Source organism: Rhodococcus sp. LW-XY12 (genome assembly GCF_019317345.1).
In the GTDB taxonomy this organism is placed as follows: Bacteria; Actinomycetota; Actinomycetes; order Mycobacteriales; family Mycobacteriaceae; genus Rhodococcus; species Rhodococcus pyridinivorans.
Genome location: NZ_CP079225.1, coordinates 3,558,100 through 3,581,995, shown reverse-complemented (window position 1 = coordinate 3,581,995; position 23,896 = coordinate 3,558,100). Strand labels below are relative to the sequence as shown.

The 23,896-nt window shown below is 69.4% G+C and carries 16 protein-coding genes and 3 pseudogenes; 11 read left to right on the top strand and 8 right to left on the bottom strand.

What is annotated here, in order from left to right; genetic code table 11:
- Positions 1-54 precede the first annotated feature (54 nt).
- Both upp and KXC42_RS16700 read left to right on the top strand, forming a co-directional pair.
- On the top strand, positions 55-678 hold the full coding sequence (upp, locus tag KXC42_RS16705; protein WP_024101551.1) for a uracil phosphoribosyltransferase: 624 nt from the start codon (positions 55-57) through the stop codon (positions 676-678).
- A gap of 219 nt (positions 679-897) precedes the next feature.
- A pseudogene (locus KXC42_RS16700) lies at positions 898-1,545 on the top strand (MspA family porin).
- 54 nt (positions 1,546-1,599) lie between these two features.
- Here KXC42_RS16700 and KXC42_RS16695 read toward each other — a convergent pair.
- Together KXC42_RS16695 and KXC42_RS16690 are read right to left on the bottom strand one after the other, a co-directional pair.
- A complete protein-coding gene (locus tag KXC42_RS16695; protein WP_052227243.1) occupies positions 1,600-3,099 on the bottom strand; it encodes a phospho-sugar mutase in 1,500 nt (499 codons plus the stop codon).
- Positions 3,096-3,908, bottom strand: a complete 813-nt coding sequence (locus KXC42_RS16690; protein ID WP_006550143.1) for a purine-nucleoside phosphorylase — start codon at positions 3,906-3,908, stop codon at positions 3,096-3,098. Before KXC42_RS16690 ends, KXC42_RS16695 begins: the two co-directional genes overlap by 4 nt.
- A gap of 66 nt (positions 3,909-3,974) precedes the next feature.
- Between KXC42_RS16690 and KXC42_RS16685 the strand changes: the two genes are divergently transcribed.
- The 6 genes from KXC42_RS16685 to KXC42_RS16660 all read left to right on the top strand — a co-directional run bounded on the left by KXC42_RS16685 (position 3,975) and on the right by KXC42_RS16660 (position 10,786).
- On the top strand, positions 3,975-4,673 hold the full coding sequence (locus tag KXC42_RS16685) for an enoyl-CoA hydratase/isomerase family protein (RefSeq protein WP_024101548.1): 699 nt from the start codon (positions 3,975-3,977) through the stop codon (positions 4,671-4,673).
- A gap of 78 nt (positions 4,674-4,751) precedes the next feature.
- Positions 4,752-5,912, top strand: a complete 1,161-nt coding sequence (locus tag KXC42_RS16680) for a M20 family metallopeptidase (protein ID WP_219129298.1) — start codon at positions 4,752-4,754, stop codon at positions 5,910-5,912.
- A complete protein-coding gene (locus KXC42_RS16675; RefSeq protein ID WP_006550147.1) occupies positions 5,909-7,066 on the top strand; it encodes a M20 family metallopeptidase in 1,158 nt (385 codons plus the stop codon). The genes KXC42_RS16680 and KXC42_RS16675 overlap by 4 nt, the downstream gene beginning before the upstream one ends.
- A gap of 71 nt (positions 7,067-7,137) precedes the next feature.
- Entirely contained in the window at positions 7,138-8,181 is a 1,044-nt protein-coding gene (locus tag KXC42_RS16670; protein ID WP_006550148.1) for an iron ABC transporter substrate-binding protein, read from the top strand.
- 107 nt (positions 8,182-8,288) lie between these two features.
- Complete coding sequence (locus tag KXC42_RS16665; RefSeq protein ID WP_219130501.1) at positions 8,289-9,743, top strand: iron ABC transporter permease; 1,455 nt, start codon at positions 8,289-8,291, stop codon at positions 9,741-9,743.
- Positions 9,740-10,786: an ABC transporter ATP-binding protein gene (locus tag KXC42_RS16660; protein WP_064060885.1), complete on the top strand. Its 1,047-nt coding sequence runs from the start codon at positions 9,740-9,742 to the stop codon at positions 10,784-10,786. The genes KXC42_RS16665 and KXC42_RS16660 overlap by 4 nt, the downstream gene beginning before the upstream one ends.
- Before the next feature lie 12 nt (positions 10,787-10,798).
- On the opposite strand, the gene KXC42_RS16655 is transcribed toward KXC42_RS16660, so the two are convergent.
- Positions 10,799-11,269 (bottom strand): gamma-glutamylcyclotransferase, encoded by a 471-nt coding sequence (locus KXC42_RS16655; protein ID WP_006550151.1) that lies wholly within the window; start codon positions 11,267-11,269, stop codon positions 10,799-10,801.
- A 212-nt stretch (positions 11,270-11,481) separates the two neighbouring features.
- Between KXC42_RS16655 and KXC42_RS16650 the strand changes: the two genes are divergently transcribed.
- On the top strand, positions 11,482-12,879 hold the full coding sequence (locus tag KXC42_RS16650; protein ID WP_064853114.1) for an NAD(P)H-quinone dehydrogenase: 1,398 nt from the start codon (positions 11,482-11,484) through the stop codon (positions 12,877-12,879).
- Positions 12,880-12,918: 39 nt separating this feature from the next.
- Here KXC42_RS16650 and glpK read toward each other — a convergent pair whose 3' ends face one another.
- Entirely contained in the window at positions 12,919-14,433 is a 1,515-nt protein-coding gene (gene glpK, locus KXC42_RS16645) for a glycerol kinase GlpK (protein ID WP_006550153.1), read from the bottom strand.
- A gap of 116 nt (positions 14,434-14,549) precedes the next feature.
- Here glpK and glpD point away from each other — a divergent pair, with 116 nt between their 5' ends.
- Entirely contained in the window at positions 14,550-16,280 is a 1,731-nt protein-coding gene (gene glpD, locus KXC42_RS16640) for a glycerol-3-phosphate dehydrogenase (RefSeq protein WP_019288535.1), read from the top strand.
- A gap of 80 nt (positions 16,281-16,360) precedes the next feature.
- Here glpD and KXC42_RS16635 read toward each other — a convergent pair whose 3' ends face one another.
- Positions 16,361-16,882 carry a hypothetical protein gene (locus tag KXC42_RS16635; protein ID WP_006550155.1) on the bottom strand — a complete coding sequence of 174 codons (522 nt, stop codon included), beginning with the start codon at positions 16,880-16,882 and terminating at the stop codon, positions 16,361-16,363.
- Positions 16,883-16,992: 110 nt separating this feature from the next.
- Positions 16,993-17,716 (bottom strand): annotated as a pseudogene (locus KXC42_RS16630) (oxygenase MpaB family protein); the annotation flags it as partial.
- Between the two features lie 186 nt (positions 17,717-17,902).
- Between KXC42_RS16630 and KXC42_RS27385 the strand changes: the two are divergent.
- Positions 17,903-18,545: pseudogene (locus tag KXC42_RS27385) on the top strand (TetR/AcrR family transcriptional regulator).
- On the opposite strand, the gene KXC42_RS16620 reads toward KXC42_RS27385, so the two are convergent.
- A complete protein-coding gene (locus KXC42_RS16620) occupies positions 18,515-19,315 on the bottom strand; it encodes a DNA-formamidopyrimidine glycosylase family protein (RefSeq protein WP_219129296.1) in 801 nt (266 codons plus the stop codon). The pseudogene KXC42_RS27385 and the gene KXC42_RS16620 overlap by 31 nt on opposite strands.
- Before the next feature lies 1 nt (position 19,316).
- A complete protein-coding gene (locus KXC42_RS16615) occupies positions 19,317-23,879 on the bottom strand; it encodes an ATP-dependent helicase (RefSeq protein ID WP_219129295.1) in 4,563 nt (1,520 codons plus the stop codon).
- Positions 23,880-23,896: the final 17 nt, after the last annotated feature.

Here is a 23,896-nt window from a genome sequence, read left to right as displayed (position 1 = left end):
GCCTGGTTCGACGCACCCGACTGCCGATCGGTTCCGTCGTTCTATCCTTCGGACATGGATTCGCTCGTCGTCGACCATCCGCTCGCTGCTTCGCTCCTGACCATCCTTCGCGACGAACGCAGCGACAACGCTGCCTTCCGGCACGCGTTGAGGCGGCTCACCCAGATGCTCGTCTACGAGGCGGTGCGCGATGCGCCCACCGAGACGTTCGACGTCAAGACGCCGGTCGCGGTGACGACGGGGGTACGGTTGCAGCAGCCTCCGCTGCTCGTCCCGGTTCTTCGCGCCGGCCTCGGCATGGTCGAACAGGCCCACGCCCTGATTCCCCAGGCGCAGGTCGGTTTCGTCGGTCTCGCTCGTGACGAGAAGACCTTCGAGCCGGTGCCCTATCTGGAGTCGTTGCCGGAGGACCTGTCGGGTCTTCCCGTCTTCGTGCTCGACCCGATGCTCGCGACCGGGGGGTCGATGGTGCACACCCTCGACATCCTCGCCCAGCGCGGTGCCACGGATATCACCGCGATCTGTGTGGTCGCGGCGCCGCAGGGCGTCGAGGCCCTTGCTGCCTCGGGTCATCCGGTCCGGTTGGTCACGGCGTCGGTCGATGAAGGTCTCAACGAGAACAAGTACATCGTGCCGGGTCTCGGCGATGCGGGGGACAGGCAGTTCGGGCCGCGATAAACCGCGCGTCGTGTGTTACTCGTGTGACTGACGATACGGATGTGACACCCGACCGCAGTCATCTCGTTATCGAAAAACAACCCGCAGGTCTCGATTTCTTCTTACGCTCGGTGTGCTCCGTGTGAAGTCCACTGCGTAGGTACAGCCGGAGATGGGGTCGGCGGAATGGCAAGAATCTTCTCCCGCAATCTGATTCGTGGAAGTGTCAGAGCGGCTTCGGTGGGCGCGGTCGCCGTCCTCGCCGCAGTGACGAGTCACGGCACGGCTGCGGCTGCTGTCGACAACTCGCGTATCCTCCCGTTGGACGGAGGGCACGCGATCTAAGTGATCCAGGCCGACACCTCGACACAGTCGGTGCCGCCGCTCGACAGCTCACCGCTGAGTGTCGAGTTCTTCCACGACGAGATTGCTACCGTTCGGATCACCGGTCCGAATGCGGCGAACTTCGTCGGGACGGCGGTGGAGGTCGGTTTCCAGGTCGGCTACCCGGTCGCGCTGCCGGGGGCGACGGTCACCGTCATCACTCCGAGCCTGTCCTGGGGTGTGGACAACGGTGCGGCCATCGGCCTCTCGCTCGACAACGAAGGTGGTGCCTCGCTCGATCTCGGCCTGGAGGCGGGTGGTTCGCTCAGCGGCGACATCATCCCGTCCCAGGAGATCGAGATCCCGCTCGAGCCGGGCGGCATCACGTCCGTCCCGATCGTCGAGGGCTTCGAGTTCGACGGCAGCTCGACGACCATCCGGATCGCCGGCGTGCACGGCTCGGTCTCGGGAGCCATCGGGCCGGTGATGATCCGTCCGTACCTGAAGGCTGTCACCGCCGACCGGAACACCGTCGTCACTTACGGTGTGCCGCAGCAGGTTTGATTGCAGCAGCAGGTCTGATCGAATCGGGTCCTGGCCCGGCCGGATCCGGCCGGGTCAGGGGTTCTCGTCACCGAGCGAGGCCGCCCATCCGCGCAGGGCGTCGAGTATCGCTTCCGCCGCCGGGCGGTCCCGCTCCGTGACCACCTCCAGGTAGACCTTGAGCTTCGGTTCGGTGCCCGAGGGGCGCACCACCACGCGCACCCTCGGCCCGCCCGCGACGTCCTCGCGACTCTCGAAGACGAGAGCGTCGGTGTGCATCGGTCCCGGGCTCTCGGCGAGATCGGTCGCGGTCACCTCCAGACCCGCGAGGGTCGTCGGCGGCTCCGCACGCAGTCGCGTCATCACGGTGCCGATGCGCTGCAGGTCGTCGACGCGGATCGACACCTGATCGCCGACGTGGACACCGAGTTCGCGATGCAGGTCGTCGAGTGCGTCGAGCAGTGTCCGGCCGGCCTGCTTCAAATCGGCCGCGTAGTCGGCGACCATTACGGCGGTCGCGATGCCGTCCTTGTCGCGCACAGCGTCCGGATCGACGCAGTGCCCGATCGCCTCCTCGTACGCGTAGACGAGGCCGTCACCGGCGCGGGCGAGCCACTTGAAACCCGTGAGCGTCTGCGCATATCGCGCGCCGCGTGCGGTCGCGAGTCGCCCCAGCATGGTCGACGAGACAATGGTGGTCGCGACCAGTGAGCCGGGCGGTGACGACGCGAGGATCCGGTCGCCGAGCAGGACCCCGGTCTCGTCGCCGCGCAGCATCGTCCATCCCCGCGGGCCCGGGACACCGACGGCGCAACGATCGGCATCGGGATCGAGCGCCAGGGCGATGTCGGCGTCGACCTCGGCCGCCAGCGCGAGCAGAGCCTCTGTTGCGCCCGGTTCCTCGGGGTTGGGGAAGGCGACGGTGGGAAACGCCGGGTCGGGTGCGAACTGGGACGCCACGACGTGGATGTCGTCGAATCCCGCGGAACGCAGGGCCGCGACTGCCGTCTCGCCGCCGACACCGTGCAGTGCCGTCAGGGCGATGCGCATGCCTCGGTGCGGTGAGCGGGGGAGCGACGCGACCCGGGCGAGATAGCGGTCGACGAGGTCGTCACCCGACGGCGCGACCGGCATCCGGGGCACGTCCGCGGCGGAACCGACGGCGTCGATCGCCGTTTCGATCTCCCGATCGGCGGGTGCGGCCAGTTGCGCTCCGTCGGCGAGATAGACCTTGTACCCGTTGTCGGCGGCGGGATTGTGCGATGCCGTGATCTGCACGCCCGCAACGGCGCCCAGCGCCCGTACCGCGAAGGCGGTCACCGGGGTGGGGAGCGGCTCTCCGAAGGCGACGACCTCGAAGCCGGCCGCGGCGAGAACCTCTGCCGCGGCGGTGTGGAATTCCGCTGAGCCCGTACGGGCGTCGCGGCCGACGACGACGGTACCGTCGCCCTGCCCGTTCGCCTCGAGCCATGCCGCGAGTCCGGCGGTGGTGCGGACGACGACGGGTACGTTCATGCAGTCCGGTCCGTCGCCGACCGGGCCGCGCAACCCCGCGGTGCCGAATCGCAGCGTCACAGCCGGGCCGCCAGATCGCGCAGAAGATCGCCCATCCGGGTCGCGGCCGCACGACCCGCGGCCAGTACCTCGGTGTGGTCGAGGGGAGCGCCGGTGATGCCGGCCGCGGCGTTGGTCACCAGCGAGACCGCGAGCACGCGCGCTCCGGCCGCGCGCGCCGCGATGGTCTCGTGGACCGTGGACATGCCGACGAGGTCGGCGCCGAGGGTGCGCAGCATCCGGATCTCCGCCGGGGTCTCGTAGTGCGGCCCGGGCAGACCGGCGTAGACCCCTTCGCGCAGCGACGGATCGATCTCGCAGGCGAGTGCACGAAGATCCGGCGAGTAGGCGTCGACGAGGTCGACGAACTGGGCACCCACCAGCGGCGAGCGACCGGTGAGATTGAGGTGGTCCGAGATGAGAACCGGTTGTCCCACGGAGAACTCGGGATCGATGCCGCCCGCCGCATTGGTGAGGACGACGGTGCGGGCACCCGCTGCGACTGCCGTGCGCACGGGATGGACGACGCGGGCGAGGTCGTGCCCCTCGTAGGCGTGGATGCGGCCGGCGAGGACGAGGACGGCGTTGTCACCGGCGCGCACGGAGTGGATGTTACCGGCATGCCCTGCCGCCGTCGGCGGTGCGAAGCCGGGCAGCTCGCTCATCGGGATCGTGGCGACGGGGATGCCGAAACTCTCGACTGCGGCCCGCCAGCCGGACCCGAGGACGACGGCGACGGAGTGTTCGGCGACCCCCGTCCGTTCGGCGAGAGCGGCGGCTGCGGCGTCGGCGGCCGCGGTGGGGTCGAAGACGTGATCGGGTTCTCCCATGGCATCGGACCCTAATCGCTCACAGCTTGTTACTCGTGGGTAAGTAGGCGCGGTATGCTGACGCGCATGCCTTACCTCGAACGTGACGGCGACGTCTTCGTCCTGCATCTCGGTGACCGTGACGCGGAGGTCTCCGAGAACCGGTTCCACCCCGATCGTCTCGCCGCGATCCACTCCCTCCTCGACGAGGTGGAAGCGCACGACGGACCCGCCGCCCTCGTGACCGCGGCGACCGGAAAGTTCTGGAGCAACGGACTCGACATCGACTGGGTCGGCGCGAACCTGCCGGATCTGCCGGGCTATCTGGACTCCGTCCACGCCCTCTATGTGCGGCTGCTCACCTTCCCGGCGGCGACGGTCGCGGCCGTGCAGGGGCACGCCTTCGGTGCCGGCGCGATGCTCGCGCTCGTGCACGACTTCCGGGTGATGCGCGGCGACCGCGGCTACTGGTGTCTGCCCGAGGTGCAGCTGAACATGCCGTTCACCGTCGGGATGTCCGCGCTGATCCGTTCCCGCCTGCCGATCCAGACGGCGGTCGAGGCCATCACCACCGGCCGTCGCTACGGCGGTGAGGACGCCGTGGCCGCGGGCATCGCCGAGCAGGCCGTCACCGGTGACGCCGTGCTCTCAACGGCGGTCGAGCGTGCAGCGGCGCTCACCGCCACCCGCGGGCCGAATCTGTCGGGCATCAAGCGCGGTCTGCACGCGCCGCTGATCTCGGCACTGGAGATCCGGACCGACGCGTCGAACTTCCGGTTCGGCTGATCGCCCCGCCGCGAAGTCGACGAACCGGTCGTACGCGCCGATCGATCGGTACGCGGTGAGCATGACAGACTGGACCCCGTGACGACCGACTACGCCACGGCGATCGAGGCTGCTTCCGACACCCTCGTCGGCCTGTCGCATTCCATCCACGCCGAACCGGAACTCGCGTTCGAGGAACACCGGAGCGCCGCGAAGATCGTCGAGGTGCTGCGCGACCACGATTTCGAGGTCACCACCGGCATCGCCGACCTGCCCACCGCCTTCGATGCGCGGTTCGGCAGCGGCGAACTCGTCCTCGCGTTCTGCGCCGAGTACGACGCACTGCCGGGCATCGGGCACGCGTGCGGCCACAACATCATCGCGGCGTCGGCCGTGGGCGCCGGGATCGGTCTCGCTGCGCTCGCCGACGAACTCGACGTGACCGTCCGCGTCGTCGGAACCCCCGCGGAGGAAACCGGCGGCGGCAAGGTCCTCATGCTCGAACGCGGCGTCTTCGACGGCGTCGGTGCGGCGATGATGGTGCATCCCGGCCCGTTCGACATCACCGGGGCGACGTCGCTCGCCCTCGCCGACATCGCCGTCGAGTACGACGGCCGCGAGGCGCACGCCTCCGCGGCCCCCGAATACGGGCTCAACGCTGCCGACGCTGCGACCGTCGCCCAGGTCGCGGTCGGACTGCTGCGGCAGCACCTGCATCCCGGGCAACAGATCCACGGCATCGTCGCGCAGGGCGGGACGGCACCGAACATCGTGCCCAGCCACACCGAACTGCTGTACTACCTGCGGGCCGGGACGAGCGAACTCCTCGACGACCTCGTCGACCGCGCACGCAACTGCTTCGCCGCCGGGGCGCTGGCCACCGGATGCAACCACCGGATCCGGACGGTCTCGCCGACCTATACCGAACTCACTCCCGATCCGTGGCTGGTGCAGGCATATCGTGAGGAGATCATCGATCTCGGGCGCCGACCGCTGCCCGTCGAGGAGGAAGGAGCGCGCCCCCTGGGCAGTACCGACATGGGAAACGTGACGAACGTGGTGCCGGGAATCCATCCGGTCATCGGACTCGACTCCGGTGGCGCGGTGACACATCAGGCTGCATTCGCGGCCGCGTGTGTCACCGAGTCCGCCGATCGGGCAGTACTCGACGGAGCGCGTGCGCTCGCAGCGACCGCCGTACGCGCGGCGACCGATCCGGTCCACCGGGCACGGCTCCTCGAACAGGTCGGCCGTCGATGAACCCCTACGTCGAGAAGTGGTTGGACCGCCACACCGAGGACCTCTCGCTCTGGCGCCGTCACATCCATGCGAATCCCGAGCTCGCCCGGCAGGAGTACGCCACCACCGAGTTCGTCGCGAAGCACCTGCGCGCGGCCGGACTGGAGCCGAAGGTCCTGCCTCGCGGCACCGGCCTGATCTGCGATCTCGGTCCGACCGGCGGACCGCGCATCGCCCTGCGTGCAGACATGGACGCCCTGCCGATGCAGGAGGCCACCGGCCTGCCGTTCGAATCCACCGTCCCCGGTGTCTCGCACGTGTGTGGGCACGACGCCCACACCACCGTCGTGCTCGGTGCAGGTCTGGCGCTGGCCTCGATGCCCGAATTGCCGATCGGTGTCCGGCTGGTCTTCCAGCCCGCGGAGGAGGTCATGCCGGGCGGGGCGCTCGACGTCGTCGCGGCGGGCGGACTCGACGGGGTCGCGCGGATCTTCGCCTTGCACTGCGACCCGCGTCTCGAGGCGGGCAAGGTCGGTATGCGGGTCGGGGCGATCACCTCGGCGGCCGACACTGTCGAACTCGTCCTCGACTCACCCGGTGGGCACACCTCCCGGCCGCACCTGACCGGCGATCTCGTCTACGGCCTCGGTGCCGTCATCACGGGTCTTCCCGGCATGCTCAGCCGTCGCATCGATCCGCGCACCGGCACCGTCATGGTGTGGGGTGCGGTCAGCGCCGGCAAGGCACCGAACGCGATCCCGCGCACCGGCATGCTCGCGGGCACCGTCCGCACCGGCGACCACGACACCTGGCAGCTGCTCGAACCGATGGTCCGCGAGATCGTGCACGGTCTGCTCGCGCCCACCGGTGTCAGCTACGAACTGAACTATCGCCGCGGCGTGCCGCCGGTGGTCAACGACGAGGTGTCGGCGCGCATGTTCGAGGACGCGATCCGCGCGACCGGCCCCGACGCCCTCGCGGACACCCCACAATCCGGTGGGGGAGAAGACTTCTCGTGGTATCTCGAACACGTCCCCGGCGCCATGGGGCGGCTCGGGGTGTGGCCGGGGGTCGGGCCCGAACTCGACATCCACCAGCCCACCTTCGATCTCGACGAGCGGGCGCTGGCCGTGGGTGTGCGGGTGATGACGAATCTGGTTCTCGGCGCTGCGTGACGCAGCCCGAAATAAGCTCAGGCTTACCTGAACGGTAGGATGTGTGAGCTCACCCATACCAGGAGGAATCGATGTCCCTTCGACACCGGATCGGCGCAGGGCTGACGGCAGCCACGCTCGTCGCCGTTCTCGCCGCGTGCAGCGACAGCGGCTCGGGCGACACCACCCCGGACGCTTCGAACGGGGAGGCGCTCACGCTCTATTCCGGGCGTAGCGAGAACCTGGTGGGCCCGCTCGTCGAACAACTCGAAGGCACTCTCGGTTTCCCGATCGACGTCGTCTACGGCGGCACGCCGGAGATCACGGGCAAGCTCGTCGAAGAAGGTGCCGCATCGCCCGCCGATGTGGTCTTCAGCCAGGATGCCGGCGCGCTCGGTCTGCTCGACCGTTCGGGTCTGCTCGAGCAGCTGCCCGCGAGTGTGACGAATCAGGTGCCCGAGAACTACCGCGCGGAGGACGGCACCTGGGTCGCCACCTCTGCACGGGCTCGCGTCCTGGTCTACAACGACGACAAGGTGCAGCCGCAGGACCTGCCGAGCGGGATCGACGGGCTCCTCGACCCGAAGTGGAAGGGCCAGGTGGGCTTCGCGCCGACCAATGCGTCGTTCCAGTCGTTCGTGACCGGACTCCGTGTCTCCCGGGGCGAGGACGGTGCCCGCGAATGGCTCGAGGCGTTCAAGGCCAACGAACCGGTCGCCTTCGAAGGCAACGGACCTCTCATGGAGGGCGTCGACACCGGCCAGGTGACCCTCGGCCTCACCAATCACTACTACTGGTACGGGCTCGCGGACGAGAAGGGCGCCGACAACCTTGCCGTGCAGCTCCACTTCTTCGACGCGGGCGATCCCGGTGCCCTGGTGAACATCGCCGGCGCCGCGGTGCTCGCCACTACCGACCAGCGCGAGCAGGCCGAGCAGTTCGTGGCAGCGTTGCTCTCGCCCGAGTCGCAGACCTATTTCGCCGACGAGACCGCGGAGTATCCGGTCGTCGAGGGGACCGAAACCCAGACCGACCTGCGTCCGCTCTCCGAGATCGGGACCTCCGACATCGAATTGGCCGAACTGGCGTCCTTGGCCGAGACACAGGCGCTCCTGCAGGAACTGGAATTCATCTGATCACCCTCGTTACCCCGCGCGACGGCACCCGACGCGGCCGGCCGATCCTGGCCACGGCTGCGCTGGGTGTCGCCGTGTTCGCGCTCGCACCCGTCGTGCACCTGGTGATGCGCGCGTTCGCGGACGGCCCCGAGCGGGTCTTCTCGCTCGTGTTCCGGCCACGCACTCTCGAACTGGTGTGGCGCAGCGGCGCGCTCGCCGTGACGGTCACGGTGGCCTGCCTGATCCTGGGGCTCGCCGCAGCATGGTTGACGACCCGCACGGATCTCCCCGGCCGTCGCTGGTTCGCGTTGGCCCTGAGTCTGCCCTTGGCGATCCCCTCGTACGTGTCGGGCTTCGTCTGGATCGCCCAGTTCCCCGCGCTCGAAGGTTTCGTCGGTGCTGCGCTCGTCCTGACCTGCGCGTCCTTTCCTTACGTCTATCTGCCTGTGGCGGCGGCACTCGCCTCGGCCGACCCGGGGCTCGAGGAAGTGGCCCGCACTCTCGGCCGGTCCCGGCTGACCGCCATCCTCACCGTCACCTTGCGGCAGGTTTGGCCGACCGCGGCGGCGGGCGGACTGCTCGTCGCGCTCTACACGCTCAGCGACTTCGGCGCCGTCGCATTGATGCGCTACGAAGCGTTCACCCTGGCGATCTACGGAAGTTACCGGGGACTTCTCGATCGCACGCCCGCCGCTGTCTTCGGCCTCGTGCTGGTCGCGATCGCCGTGGTGCTGACCGTCGCCGAACGGAGCGCGCGCCGCGGCGCCACCGCGCGGATCGGATCCGGTACCGCGCGCACGGCCGAACCCGTGATGCTCGGCTCACGGCGATGGCCGGCGATCGGCTTCCTCGCCGCTCTGCTCGTCGTGAGCGTGGGAGTTCCGGTCGCGGGCCTGGCCCGCTGGTTGTGGAGGTCACAGCAGATCGCGGTCGACTGGTCCGGTATCTGGACCGCCACCACCTACACTCTGTGGGTGTCCGCGCTCGGTGCGTTGCTGACCACGGTGCTCGCACTTCCGGTGGGCATCTACGCCGCACGGTCGCACTCCCGATTGTCCCGCTTCACCGAGAGCGCCGCCTACATCGGCTTCGCGCTGCCCGGCATCACCGTCGGTCTGGCGCTCGTGTTCTTCGGCATCCGACTGCTCCCGCAGTGGTACCAGCAGACCCCGATGCTGGTGATCGCCTACGCGGTCCTGTTCCTCCCTCTCGCGGTGGGGTCGATCCATGCGGCGGTCGCCGCGATCCCCCGGGGTCTCGAAGATGCGTCCGCAACTCTCGGTTCCGGACGATTGCTCACCGGACTGCGGGTGACGATCCCGATCGCCGCACCCGGCGTGGTCGCCGGTGCGGCATTGGCATTCCTGACCATCGCCAAGGAACTGCCTGCGACGCTGCTGCTCGTCCCCATCGGGCACGACACGCTCGCGACTGGGATGTGGCGACATACCGAAACCCTCGCGTACGGCTCGGCAGCACCCTATGCGGTGATCCTCGTCCTCATCGCGGCACTGCCGTCGCTCGTGCTGGGACGTCTGTTGCGCGGCCGGGTCGACGCGGAAAGTGGAGGCGAAGAGTGACCGGTCTGACCATCGAGAATGTATCCGCGCGATACGGCGCCGCCGAAGTCGTCACCGATGTGACCCTCGACGTGCCGCGCGGCGACCTGCTCGCCGTCCTCGGACCGTCGGGTGGCGGCAAGACCACGCTGTTGCGAGTGGCGGCTGGGCTGCATCCCGCAGCGTCGGGACGGGTCTCCGTAGACGACGTGACCGTGACCGACGTGCCACCCGAACGTCGCGGGGTGGGCCTCGTGCCGCAGGAAGGCGCGTTGTTCCCGCATCTGAACGTGGCGCGCAACATCGGCTACGGTCTGGGGCGAGCGAACCGGCCGTGGCGCGGAGGTGCGCGGGAGGAACATCGACGCCGGGTCGAGGAACTACTGGATCTCGTCGGTCTTCCGCGAGTCGGGCACCGTAAGCCGAGCGCGCTCTCCGGCGGGCAACAGCAGCGGATCGCTCTGGCTCGTGCACTGGCACCGCGACCGTCCGTGGTCCTGCTCGACGAGCCGTTCAGCGCGCTCGACGCCGGTCTGCGCGCGAGTCTGCGCGCGGATGTCCGTACGCTGCTGCGCGAACAGTCGGTCGCGGCGGTGCTCGTGACCCACGACCAGACGGAGGCCTTGGCCATGGCCGACAGGCTGGCAGTGATGCTCGACGGCCGGATCGCCCAGGTGGGCTCGCCCGAGGAGGTCTACGGGAGGCCGGCATCCGTCGCGGTGGGCGAGTTCGTGGGGGAGGCGATCGTACTCGAGGCCGAGGCGTTCGGCGACTGCGCGCAGACCCCGCTCGGGAAGGTTCAGCTCGTCTCACCCGGACACGGCGTGGGTCGCGTCCTGCTGCGACCGGAACAGATCGAAGTCGGGGCAGCGCCGACGAAGTGCCCTGCTGCCGGATCGTTCACTGTGCGCGACACGGCATTCGGCGGCGCACACAGCGAAGTGCGAGTCGAGGGGATGGGAATCGCCGTCCGTGCCCTGTGCACCACCCTGCACGGTCTGCAGGCGGGCGACCCGGTGACGGTGAGCGTCCGGCGACCGGTGCCCTTCTATCCCGGAGGGTAGGAAGGCCGGCGTCTAGAAGCCGTCGGGACGCCCCGGACCCACATTGCGACTGTTGCGGGTACGCAGATCCCGAACGTATTCGGCGGGGGCCCCGGCGATCTCGGCCGCGTCGGCCATCACGCCCAGATAGCGTGCCGACGGCAGGCCGCCCTCGTATCCGTCGACGACGTACAGCCACGCGAGGACCGGACCGTCGGCCGTGTCGACGCGCACGCGGATCTTGCGGTGGAAACCGAGTTCGGCTCCCTCCCAGCGGTCGAGGCTGCGTTCGTCGTCCTCCGGCACGTCGTAGAGCACGACGAACACCTTCGCGTCCGAATCCTCGACGACCGTCGCGAGGGCGCCCTCCCAGCCGATGTCGGCGCCGGCGAAGGTCAGTCGCCAACCGTGCAACCACCCGGTTCCCGCCATCGGCGAATGCGGGCAGCGCGTCAGCATCTGCTCCGGATGCATGTTGGACCCGTAGGCGGCGTAGATCGGCACGAGGATAAGGCTAACCCGTCGTCCACCGGAGTCGTCGGAGGGGCGGCGCAGGGACGGACGAGGAGTTATCGGGGGGCCGTTGCGTGCCGGGTCCGCCGGTCCCTGTGCGCGAGGTGGGGGCATTGGCATAGCGTTGAGACCACGTGTGTGCCCACCAGGCGCTCACGTGCAGCCCGACCCGGCACCCTTCGGAATCGATACAGAGGAGAACAATGACCCGGATCGTCATCATCGGCGGCGGCCCCGCAGGATACGAGGCGGCGCTGGTGGCATCCCAGTACGGCGCGACGGTGTCACTGATCGATTCGGACGGGATCGGTGGCGCCTGCGTGCTCTTCGACTGCGTCCCCTCCAAGACCTTCATCGCCTCGACCGGCGTGCGCACCGACATGCGCCGCGCCGCCGACCTGGGCATCGAACTCGACCGTGCCGAGGTGTCGTTGCCGCAGGTGCACGGCCGTGTGAAGAGCCTCGCCCGCGCGCAGTCCTCCGACATCCGCACCAAGCTCGAGGCCGCCGGGGTGAAGCTGTTCTCCGGTTACGGCGAACTCGTCGACGCGCAGCCCGGCATGGCCGCCCATCAGGTGCGCGCCAAGCTGCTGACCGGCGAGGAGAAGGTGCTCGGCGCCGACGTCGTGCTGATCGCCACCGGCGCGAGCCCGCGTGTCCTGCCGGGCGCGGAGTCGGACGGTGAGCGGATCCTCACCTGGCGTCAGCTCTACGACCTCGAGAAGCTTCCCGAGCACCTCGTCGTCGTCGGTTCGGGTGTCACCGGCGCCGAGTTCGTCTCCGCCTACACCGAGGTCGGCGTGCAGGTCACCGTCGTGTCGAGCCGCGACCGGATCCTGCCGCACGAGGACGAGGACGCGGCTCTCGTGCTCGAGGACGTCCTCACCGAGCGCGGTGTGACCCTCGTCAAGCACGCCCGCGCCGACCGGGTCGAACGCACCGAGGACGGCGTCCGCGTGCTCCTCGCCGACGGCCGCATCGTCGAGGGCAGCCATGTGCTGATGACCGTCGGCTCGGTGCCCAACACCCGGGATCTCGGTCTCGACAAGGTCGGGCTCGAACTCGACCGGGGCGGTTACCTTCCCGTCGACCGCGTCTCCCGTACCGCCGTCCCCGGCATCTACGCCGCGGGCGACTGCACCGGACTGCTGCCGCTCGCGTCGGTCGCGGCCATGCAGGGCCGCATCGCGATCTACCACGCGCTCGGCGAAGGCGTGAGCCCCATCAAGCTGAAAACCGTTGCGGCCGCAGTGTTCACGCGTCCCGAGATCGCCGCCGTCGGTGTCAGTCAGGCGACGATCGACAAGGGCGAGGTGCCCGCCCGCACAGTCATGCTCCCGCTCAACACCAACCCGCGCGCCAAGATGTCCGGCCTGCGGCGCGGTTTCGTGAAGATCTTCTGCCGCCCCGCGACCGGTGTGGTCATCGGCGGTGTGGTCGTCGCCCCGACCGCGTCCGAGCTCATCCTTCCCATAGCGTTGGCGGTGCAGAACAACCTGTCGGTCAACGACCTCGCGCAGACCTTCTCGGTCTACCCGTCGCTGAGCGGATCGGTCACCGAGGCCGCCCGCCAGCTGATGCGCCACGACGATCTGGACTAGGCACCGGACGGGGCGGGATTCGCGGCGATCCCGCCCTGCTCAGGCCCAGTCGTAGGTGCGTTCGACCGCCTTGTTCCATTCGCCGAACAGGCGCTCGCGTTCGTCGACCGGCATCGCCGGCTCCCACGTGCGGTCCGCGGTCCAGTTGCGGCGGATGTCCTCCTCGTCCTCCCAGAAGCCGACGGCGAGACCGGCCGCGTAGGCGGCGCCGAGTGCGGTGGTCTCGGAAACGGTGGGTCGTACCACCGGCACACCGAGGATGTCCGACTGGAATTGCATGAGCAGATCGTTGGCGACCATGCCGCCGTCGACCTTGAGGGTGCGCAGGTCGACCCCGGAGTCGGCGTTCATCGCCTCGATGACCTCCCGCGTCTGGTAGGCCGTCGCCTCGAGCGCCGCCCGCGCGAGGTGGCCCTTCTCGACGAAGCGCGTCAGGCCGGCGATGACGCCGCGGGCGTCGGGTCGCCAGCGCGGCGCGAACAATCCCGAGAAGGCCGGCACGAAATACGCCCCGCCGTTGTCGGGGACGCTCGTGGCGAGCGCTTCGATCTCGTCGGCGGACCGGATCAACCCGAGATTGTCGCGCAGCCACTGCACGAGCGAACCGGTCACGGCCACCGAACCTTCGAGGGCGTAGACCGCGGGGGCGTCACCTATGCGATAACAGACGGTGGTGATCAAGCCGTGCTCGCTGCGCACCGGGGTCGTGCCGGTGTTGAGCAGCAGGAAGTTGCCGGTGCCGTAGGTGTTCTTCGCCTCGCCGGGGGACAGGCAGCCCTGGCCGAAGGTCGCGGCCTGCTGGTCGCCGAGGATGCCGGCGACCGGGACCCCGGCGAGCGGTCCGCGCTCGCGGGCGTGCCCGTACACCTCCGACGAACTGCGGATCTCCGGCAGCATCGACTCCGGGATGCCGAGTTCGGCACAGATCGCCGGATCCCACTGCTGTGTCCCGAGATTCATCAGCAGCGTCCGGGAGGCGTTGGTCACATCGGTGATGTGCAGTCCGGGGGGCTGACCCTCGTCGCCGACACCACCGGTGAGATTCCACAGGATCCAGCTGTCGATGGTGCCGAACGCGAGGTCGCCGGCCTCGGCGCGCTCTCGGGCACCGTCGACGTTGTCGAGGATCCACCGCACCTTCGGTCCGGCGAAATAGGTCGACAGCGGTAGTCCGGTGATCTCGCGGTAGCGGTCGGGCCCGGCGTCGCCGGCAAGCTCCTCGACGAGCCTGTCGGTGCGGGTGTCCTGCCAGACGATCGCGTTGTACACCGGTTTTCCGGTGGTGCGGTCCCACACCACCGTGGTCTCGCGCTGGTTCGTCAGGCCGATCGCCGCGACGTCGTTGCGTCGCAGATCCGCTTTGGCGAGTGCTGCGGCGCCCACTTCACGGGTGTTGAGCCACAGCTCTTCCGGGTCGTGTTCGACCCATCCCGACCGCGGGAGGAACTGGCGGTGTTCCTTCTGCGCGAGCGAGACGATGCGCCCGTCGTGGTCGAAGATGATGCACCGGCTGGACGTGGTGCCCTGGTCGATCGCCGCGATGAACTGGTTCACAGGTGATCCTCGGGTGAAGGGGACGGCTCGGTTCGGCAACGCTTCCGCTGCGCGCTGCGGGTCCGAAGCTACTACCCTTGATCGGGATACGTCGACGACTCACGGGAGCAGGTGCGGTGACCAACCAATCGGGTGTGCAACTCCTCGGACCGCAACAGCGCGCCGACGCCTGGCGTCGTCTCGCCACCGAACAGTTCGACGTCGTCGTCATCGGCGGTGGTGTCGTCGGGGCGGGAGCAGCGCTCGACGCCGCAACCCGGGGCCTGCGAGTCGCTCTCGTCGAGGCCCGCGACTTCGCGTCCGGCACGTCGAGCCGGTCGTCGAAGATGTTCCACGGCGGCCTGCGCTATCTCGAACAGCTCGAATTCGGTCTGGTGCGAGAAGCCTTGCGCGAGCGCGAACTCGCATTGACGACCCTGGCCCCGCACCTGGTCAGGCCGTTGAAGTTCCTCTTCCCGCTCACCCATCGGGTGTGGGAGCGGCCCTACGTCGCGGCGGGTATCTTCCTCTACGACCGTCTCGGCGGCGCGAAGTCCGTTCCGGCGCAGAAGCACCTGACCCGCTCGGGCGCCCTGCGGATGGTTCCCGGTCTCAAGCGCAATTCGCTCGTCGGCGGAATCCGCTACTACGACACGGTCGTCGACGACGCCCGGCACACCATGACCGTCGCGCGGACGGCCGCGCACTACGGTGCGGTGGTGCGTACGTCGACGCAGGTCGTCGGTTTCCTGCGCGAGGCCGACCGCGTGTCGGGTGTGCGGGTGCGCGACAGCGAGGACGGTTCGGTCACCGAGGTGCGGGCGCACGCGGTGATCAACGCAACCGGTGTGTGGACCGACGAGATCCAGTCGTTGTCGCGGCAGCGCGGCCGATTCCGGGTCCGCGCGTCGAAGGGCGTGCACATCGTCGTGCCCCGCGACCGGATCGTCAGCGATTCGGCGATCATCCTGCGTACCGAGAAGTCGGTGCTGTTCGTCATCCCGTGGGGCAACCACTGGATCATCGGCACCACCGACACCGACTGGAATCTCGACCTGGCGCACCCGGCAGCGACGAAGGCCGACATCGACTACATCCTCGACCACGTCAACCGCGTACTCGTCGTCCCGCTCACCCACGACGACATCGACGGTGTCTACGCTGGTCTGCGCCCGCTGCTGGCGGGGGAGAGCGACGAGACGTCCAAGCTCTCGCGTGAACACGCCGTCGCGCGGGTGGCGCCGGGGCTCGTGGCGATCGCCGGTGGCAAGTACACGACCTACCGCGTCATGGCCGAGGACGCCGTCGATCTCGCGGCCGAGGACATTCCGGCCCGGATCGCGTCGTCGATCACCGAGAAGGTGCCCCTCGTCGGGGCCGACGGGTACTTCGCGCTGGTCAACCAGACCATGCATCTCGCCGAGCAGTACGGTCTGCATCCCTACCGCGTCAAGCATCTGCTCGACCGCTACGGCTCCCTCGTCGAGGACGTGCTGAGCCTCGCGAAGGGCCGGCCCGAGTTGCTCGAACCGCTGACCGATGCCCCCCAGTACCTGCAGGTCGAGATGGTCTACGGCGCTGCGGCCGAAGGAGCCCTACATCTCGAGGACCTCCTGGCGCGCCGGACCCGGATCTCGATCGAATACCCGCACCGCGGGCTGCACTGTGCGGAGCAGACGGCCCGGCTGGTCGCTCCGGTCCTCGGCTGGGACGACGCGACGATCGACCGGGAGGTCGCGACCTACCGGGCGCGCGTCGAGGCGGAGATCGAGTCGCAGAACCGACCCGACGACGAATCCGCGGACGCGCTCCGGGCAGCGGCCCCGGAGGCCCGGCCGGAGATCCTCGAACCGGTGCCCATCACGTAGCCGCGGGCGGTTCGTGACGGGTGTCGGTGCGTGAGCACCGCCTTCGCGGCGGTCGGTGCGTGACACCGCCTTCGCGGCGGTCAGTGCGTGAGCACGACCTTCACGACGACCACGACCGTCGCGATCAGAGCCACCCCCACCGCGGCCGCCACGGTCCGGTGGGTCGGGCTGCGATTCTGTAACCGGCGCACGACGAATACGGTCGAGCCGATACGGATCAGCACGGCGACCTCGGCGAGGATGTGGGCCGTCCGGGGCTCGAGCCAGCCGACCCAGGCCGTGGCGAGCACGAGACAGGGCAATACCGCCGACGACAGGATGGGAACGGAGTCGCGGAGTTCCTCGATGCGTTCGCTGCGCGTGAGTTGAGCACCCGAACGAACGGACTGAGCGACCGACTCCGCGAAGACATGGGCGATGAACGTCGAGAGTGCGGTGCCGATCACGATCGCGATCCCGATGTACTCGGGCGAGGTCGTGATGGGGACGAGCGCGGCCAGCACCAGGATGTTGCCGTAGACGTAGGCGCTGATGCGGGAGGCCGCCGACTCCGGGGACAGAGGGCGGCGCCGTCCGGACGACAGGTACGAGGGCGTGGACACCTCGCTAGCGTGACACAGAACGCCCTCGTCGACGCCGCTACCGGAAGGGTGCGTCAGGGTGAAACAGAAGTGGGACGGTGGCGATCCGTCACCTTCGGGCTGTAGTGCATCCGCGGGTGGTAGCGGTATCGCCACGGAACGAGTTTCGTGCCGAGTCCGATGGCGCGACCGACGAGAGCGTGCGGTGCCGCCTCCGGTCGGCTCCATCGGTAGCCGAGCAGCTCGCGCACCGGCGGGTCGTACAACCCGACGGTGAGCCACAGGAAACCGGCCGTCACCAGCGGGCGGATCAACTTCCACACCTCTTCGGGGAACCACCGCAGGAAGGGCGGACGGTCGAGATTCGACAGGTCGAGTACGTCTCGGGTGGCCTTGTTGTCCTCGAGCACGGTGCGGCACCGCGGTCCCAGTACTCGAGGAAGTCCTCCCAGGATGCGGGGACCGAGTGCATCGGCATGCCGTACAGCCGGTACCACTGCACGTGCTCGTCGAACAGGCGGTGCTTCTGTTCGAGGGTGAGCGGGCCGTCGAACCACTCGATGGAGACGACGAGGCTGTAGAAGAAGGTCGCGTGCGCCCAGTAGAAGGTGTCGGGGTCGAGTGTGTGGTACCTGCGGCCCTTCTTGTCGATCCCCTTGATGGTGTTGTGGTAGCCGCGCACCTTCGCTGCGGTCTCCGGGGCGCGGGGACCGTCGAAGACGACGCCGTAGATCGGGTACAGCGATCGGTAGAGCCGTTCCCCCCGTTCGTCGAAGAACTTCGAGTGCTCCTCGACCCCGGCGCCGAGTCCGGGATGCATGTTCTGCATCGACCCCGCCCACGGCCGAAGAGCATGCCGCGCCGGCCGCCGAAGTATCGCCAGGTCAACGAATCGGGGCCCAGGGGTTCCGGTGGTTCCGGCCGCGCAGGGCGCGGTGCCGCGTGGTGCGACGACTCGGCGGTGTCCGGCCCGACGGACCCCTGACTACGCATGTTGTCAGGGGTCCGTCGGGCATGCAGTCAACGACGGGAAGCGACAAGGTGGACACCACGCGCCGCAGCTGGGCGGGCGTCGGCATCGACGAACGCCGTCGGCTGCGCAGGGAACGCCTCCTCGCGGTGGGCGTCGACCTGCTCGGACCGCCCGACGGCGCGGCAGCGAACGTCAGGGCCGTGTGCCGGGCCGCCGAACTCACCGAACGGTACTTCTACGAGAGCTTCACCGACCGCGACACCTTCGTCCGCGAGGTCTACGACCACGTCGCCGACCGCGCCCGCGACGCGCTGACCGAGGCGGTACTGTCCGCCCCCACCCTCGGCCGGGCCGAGGCCGCGGTGCGGGCGTTCGTCGAGCTCATGGTTGACGACCCCGCGAAGGGACGCGTGCTCCTCCTCGCCCCGCTGCGCGAACCCACAATCAGTCGGCGCGGTATCGAACTCGCCCCGGCCTGCGTCGCGCTGGTCCGCGACCAACTACCCCCCGGGTGGCGACGAGGGACAGCGCCACATGGTGGCCGTGGGTGCCGTCGGCGCCCTCACCAGCCTGTTCATGAGGTACCTCGAAGGCGACCTCGCCGTGTCGCGAGACACCCTCGTCCGGCACTGCGTCGCGCTCGTCGAGGACGTCGGCAGGGCGGCGTGTATACAGGGCGATCAGGGCGGGGATCCTTCCGGGCGCGGCTGACATCGCGGGCACCGGTAGACCACCCGCTCGGGATCGGTCGCGGTGCCGATCTCGCCGAACCGGATCGGGGTATGGCAGCGTCTGCACGGCTTCCCGCGACGCCCGTAGACCCACAGATTGCGGCCCGGACGACGGTCGCCGGTGGTGATACGGGTCGTCCGGTCGCGGTTCGCGACCAGCAACCGATGCGTGAGGTCGACCCACGCAGCGGGATCCCCGGCCTGCGCGACCGGGGTCCACGGATCGACGCCCCGCAGGAAGCACAATTCGGAGCGGTACACGTTCCCGACGCCGGCCATGATGCGCTGATCGAGCAGGGCCACCCCGATCGGACGGTCCGGGTCGCGCACGAGATTCGCCGCCGCACGCTCGGGATCCCAATCGGGACCGAGCAGATCCGGCCCGAGATGGCCCACGGCGTCGTCCTCCCGGTCACGGGCGAGCACCTCGACGATGCCGAGTTCGAAACCCACCGCCTGCACGTCCTCGGTGCCGAGCACGATGCGCGCCTTGTATCCGGGCTTGCGCCACCGTGTTCCGCGCGGATAGACGTGCCATTCGCCTTCCATCTTCAGGTGCGAATGGATCGAGACGTCGGCGACGCGGACGAGTAGGTGCTTGCCCCGCGAGACCACTTCGTCGACCGTGCACCCGGTGAAATCGGCCGTGGCGAAACGCGGAACACGGAAGTCCGTCTCTGTGAGCACCTTTCCCTCCAGTGCCGTTCGGAGGCGGTACGCGGCGCGGAACACGGTGTCTCCCTCGGGCACGTCAGAACCTCAGCCGGTAGCCGCGCGGGGTCGCCGAGAATCCCGCTTCGGCAAGATATCCGGCGAACTCGTGCCCATGGATCGTCTCACCGTCGACCTTCTCGACGACGATCTTGTCGACACCACCGCGTTTGACGCTCGCAGCGAGCGACGCGCATGCGCTGCGCAACCGGCCCGGATCGTCGTCGAAGGTGAGCAGCGTGCGTCCGCCGCGTTCGACGAACAGCACGAGCGCCCCGTCGACGAGCACCACGAGTCCACCGGCCTTGCGGCCCGGCCGGTGCCGCGGCGCGTCGTCGTCGGCCGACGACTTCGGCCACGGCAGTGCCGCACCGTACGGGTTGGCCGGATCGCACGCCGCGAGGGTGACGGCCGCGGTCTCCGAGTGCCGGCCCTCGATCGAATCCGAGAACGACCGGAGACGGTCGACGACCGACGGTGTCGAGAACTGCGCTCCGCCCAGCGAATCGACGAAGTAACCGCGGCGGCACCGGCCCGTCTCCTCGAACCGGCTGAGCACCTTGTACATCGTCGCGAATCCGCCGGGCACACCCTCGCCGACGACGACACCGCGGGTGACCACGCCGTACCGCTCGAGCAGCAGCTCGGCGGTGGTGTGTGCGCGGACCGTCGCGTCGGTCTCGCGTTCGGGCAGCATCGACCAGCGCCCGCTCACGGTCGGTGGCCCGGTGCGGCTCGGCAGCGTGGGCCGGGCCCGGTACATCCGGGCGCGCGGCGCCCGGCGCGGGGTGCGGTGGGCGGGCTTGGCACGGGAGGTGTCGCCGATCAGGGCGCGCAGCGGGGCGAGGGTGTCGCCCGCGATATGCCCGCTCCACACCAGCTCCCACAGGGCGTCGGCGACCGTCGTGTCGCTCGCCGTGGTGTGGAGGACGGTGACGGCGTCGACGAGTTGCCGGAAGAAGTACGCGCCGCCGGCCGAGAGCGACTCGAGGATCGCCCGGTGCACCGGCCCCAGCTCGATGTCGTCGACCGGAGCGAGGCTCGCCGGGGCCAGATCGGCCGGATGCAGTGCCACCCAGCCGTCCTTCCCGGAGATGGACCCGGCACCCGACCACAGGACCTCACCGGTCGTGGTGAGTTCGTCGAGCATCGTCGGGGTGTAGTCGCGCACGCGGGGAGCGAGGATCAGCGGTTCGAGGGCGCTCGCGGGCACCGGTACCCCGGCGAGTTGTTCGACGACGGTGAGGACACCGTCGATGCCGTAGAGCGCACTCGTGCCCGGGCCGGTGCCGAGGTGGTGCCAGTCGGGCAGGAATCGTCCGAGGGTCGTGGTGCTGACGGGTTCGACGTCCTGCCGGGCGGCGGCGAGCGACCGGCGCCGCAGCCTTCGGAGCACCTCCGTGTCGCACCATTCCGATCCGCTCGCACCCGGGCGGAATTCGCCTGCCGTGACGCGCTTCTCGGACGCGAGCCGGCCGAGGACGGATTCGACGACCGCCGTGCCCAGTCCGAACCGGGCGGCGGCCTGCGCGGTGGTGAACGGGCCGTGGGTGCGGGCGTGCCGGGCGATCAGATCGCCGAGCGGGTCGGGGACCGGTTCGACGAACACCGTCGGGACCCCGATCGGCAGGGGCACGCCCAGCGCGTCGCGCAGGCGTGAGGCGTCCTCGACCGCCGCCCATCGGTGCTCACCCGCGTACGAGACACGCAACGCGCGGCGTTGCGCTTCGAGATCCTCGATCCAGGACGTCGGGTCGTCGGTGGTGCGCTCGCGCAGCTCGGCCTCGGTGAGCGGACCGAGCAGACGCAGCAGATCGGCGACGCCCTCGGCGTCGCGTGCGCGTCGCTGCGGGGTCAGGCGTTGCAGTTCGTGCTCGGCCTCGGTGATGACGTCGGCGTCGAGCAGTTCGCGCAGCTCGACCCGGCCGAGAAGTTCGGCGAGCAGCGTCGAGTCGAGCGACAGTGCCGCGGCCCGACGTTCGGCGAGCGGGCTGTCGCCCTCGTACAGGAACTCACCCACATAGGAGAACAGCAGCAACGTCGCGAACGGTGAGGCCGTGGGGGTCTCGACCTCCACCAGCCGGATCTTGCGCTGGGCGATGCTGCCGAGCAGGTCGCGCAGAGCAGGCAGGTCGTAGACGTCCTGCAGGCACTCGCGCACCGTCTCGAGCAGGATCGGGAAGTCGGGAAAGCGGCGAGCGACGTCGAGCAGTTGCGCCGATCGTTGGCGCTGCTGCCACAGCGGGGCGCGCTTGCCCGGGTTGCGGCGGGGCAGGAGCAGGGCCCGCGCCGCGCACTCCCGGAAGCGGGACGCGAACAACGCGGAGCCGCCGACCTGTTCGGTGACGATGTCGTCGATCTCCTCGGTGTCGAAGACGAAGATCTCCGAGCCGGGCGGGGCGTCGTCGGTGTCGGGCAGTCGGACGATGATGCCGTCGTCGGACGGGGTGGGGTGCGATTCGATGCCGTAGCGTTCGAGCAGCCGCGCGCCCACCGCGAGCGCCCACGGTGCGTGCACTCGCAACCCGAACGGCGAGTGCAGCACCAGCCGCCAGTCGCCGAGTTCGTCGCGGAACCGTTCGACGACGAGTGTTCGGTCGGTGGGCAGGTGACCGGTGGCGGTGCGCTGCTCGTCGAGCAGACGGATGAGATTTCCGGTGGCGTAGTCGTCGAGACCACCTTTGCGGCAGCGGGTCTCGGCGTCCTCCGGCGAGGCGTGGCCCATCTCGCGCAGGAATGCGCCGAGCGCGGCACCGAGTTCGGCGGGTCGACCCTGACTGTCGCCGTGCCAGAAGGGCAACCGGCCGGGCCGGCCGTAGGCGGGGGAGACCAGCACCCGGTCGAAGGTGATCTCCTCGATCCGCCAGCTGGTGGCACCGAGCGCGAAGACGTCACCCACTCGCGACTCGTAGACCATCTCCTCGTCGAGTTCGCCCACCCGCGTGTTCTTCTCGCCGACCATGTACACGGTGAACAGGCCGCGGTCGGGGATCGTGCCGCCGGAGGTGACGGCGAGCCGTTGGGCGCCGGGCCTGCCGATGAGGGTGCCGGCCGTGCGGTCCCATACCACCCGGGGACGGAGCTCGGCGAACTCGTCGGACGGATAGCGGCCGGCGAGCAGGTCGAGGACGGATTCGTAGACGCCGCGGGAGAGCGTCGCGAACGATCCGCTGCGCCGCACCGTGTCGAACCAGTCGTCGACGTCGACGGGTTCGAGGGCCGTGGCCGCGACCGTCTGCTGGGCGAGCACGTCCAGTGGATTCGCCGGGACCTGCAGCGCCTCGATGTGTCCCTCGACCATCCGCTCGACGGTCACCGCGCAGTGCACGAGATCGGTGCGGTGCTTGGGGAACAGCACGCCGCGTGAGGTCTCGCCCACCTGGTGCCCGGCGCGACCGACGCGCTGCAGACCGCTGGCCACCGAGGGCGGAGCCTCGACCTGGATCACGAGATCGACCGCACCCATGTCGATGCCGAGTTCGAGACTCGACGTCGCCACCACGCACCGCAACCGGCCCGACTTGAGATCGTCCTCGATCAGAGCGCGCTGGTCCTTGCTCACCGACCCGTGGTGGGCGCGAGCGAGCACGGGTGCAGCGCCGGCGGTGGTCTCGGTGGGCGATCCGAGCTGCGAAGGCGGTGCGCCCTCGCGGTCCACCTGCTCGCCGAGGCGTTCGGCCTGGATCTCGTTGAGCCGGGCGGTGAGACGTTCGGACAGTCGCCGGGAATTGGCGAACACGATCGTCGACCGGTGCTCGGTGATGAGATCGACGATCTGCTCCTCGACGTGCGGCCAGATCGACCCGGCCTGCGGTGTGGGTGAGAACGATTCCTCGTCGGGCTCGGAAACCCCGAGTTCGGTCATGTCCTCGACCGGTACGCGCACCGCGAGATCCCACGTCTTCGCCGAGGGCGGCGCGACGATCCGGATGGGGGCGGAACCGGCGAGGAACCGGCCGACCTCCTCGTGCGGTCGCACGGTGGCCGACAACCCGATGCGTTGGGCCGGCGCGCGCAGGAGCTGGTCGAGACGCTCGAGCGACAGCGCGAGATGCGCCCCGCGTTTCGTCCCCGCCACCGCGTGGACCTCGTCGACGATCACCGTCTCGACACCGACGAGGTTCTCCCGCGCGGACGAGGTGAGCATGAGGAAGAGCGACTCGGGCGTCGTGATGAGGATGTCCGGTGGCGTGCGCGCCATGGCGCGACGATCGGCCTGGGAGGTGTCGCCGGAACGCACACCGACGGTGATGTCGGGTGGCGTCAGACCGAGCCGTTTCGCGGTCTGGGTGATGCCGACGAGCGGAGACCGCAGGTTGCGCTCGACGTCGACGGCGAGGGCCTTGAGCGGCGAGACGTACAGCACGCGGGTGCGGTGCTCGCGCGCGGCGTGCTCGTCGGCCGGGGTGGACGAGAGCCGGTCGAGCGACCACAGGAACGCCGACAGGGTCTTGCCCGAGCCGGTGGGGGCGACGACGAGCGTGTGGGCTCCCGAGGAGATCGAATCCCACGCGCCGAGCTGGGCCGGGGTCGGGGACTCGAACGCCCCGGCGAACCACGCCCGGGTCGGCGCGGAGAAACGATCGAGGATGTCGGTCACCATCCCATCGTCTACCCGCC

Excerpts from the sequence above, each read along its gene's own strand:
- upp (WP_024101551.1), top strand. The coding sequence starts at position 55 with ATGGATTCGCTCGTCGTCGACCATCCGCTCGCTGCTTCGCTCCTGACC.
- KXC42_RS16670 (WP_006550148.1), top strand. The coding sequence starts at position 7,138 with ATGTCCCTTCGACACCGGATCGGCGCAGGGCTGACGGCAGCCACGCTC.
- KXC42_RS16665 (WP_219130501.1), top strand. The coding sequence starts at position 8,289 with ATGCGCGCGTTCGCGGACGGCCCCGAGCGGGTCTTCTCGCTCGTGTTC.
- KXC42_RS16675 (WP_006550147.1), top strand. The coding sequence starts at position 5,909 with ATGAACCCCTACGTCGAGAAGTGGTTGGACCGCCACACCGAGGACCTC.
- KXC42_RS16615 (WP_219129295.1), bottom strand. The coding sequence starts at position 23,879 with ATGGTGACCGACATCCTCGATCGTTTCTCCGCGCCGACCCGGGCGTGG.
- KXC42_RS16685 (WP_024101548.1), top strand. The coding sequence starts at position 3,975 with ATGCCTTACCTCGAACGTGACGGCGACGTCTTCGTCCTGCATCTCGGT.
- KXC42_RS16650 (WP_064853114.1), top strand. The coding sequence starts at position 11,482 with ATGACCCGGATCGTCATCATCGGCGGCGGCCCCGCAGGATACGAGGCG.
- KXC42_RS16690 (WP_006550143.1), bottom strand. The coding sequence starts at position 3,908 with ATGGGAGAACCCGATCACGTCTTCGACCCCACCGCGGCCGCCGACGCC.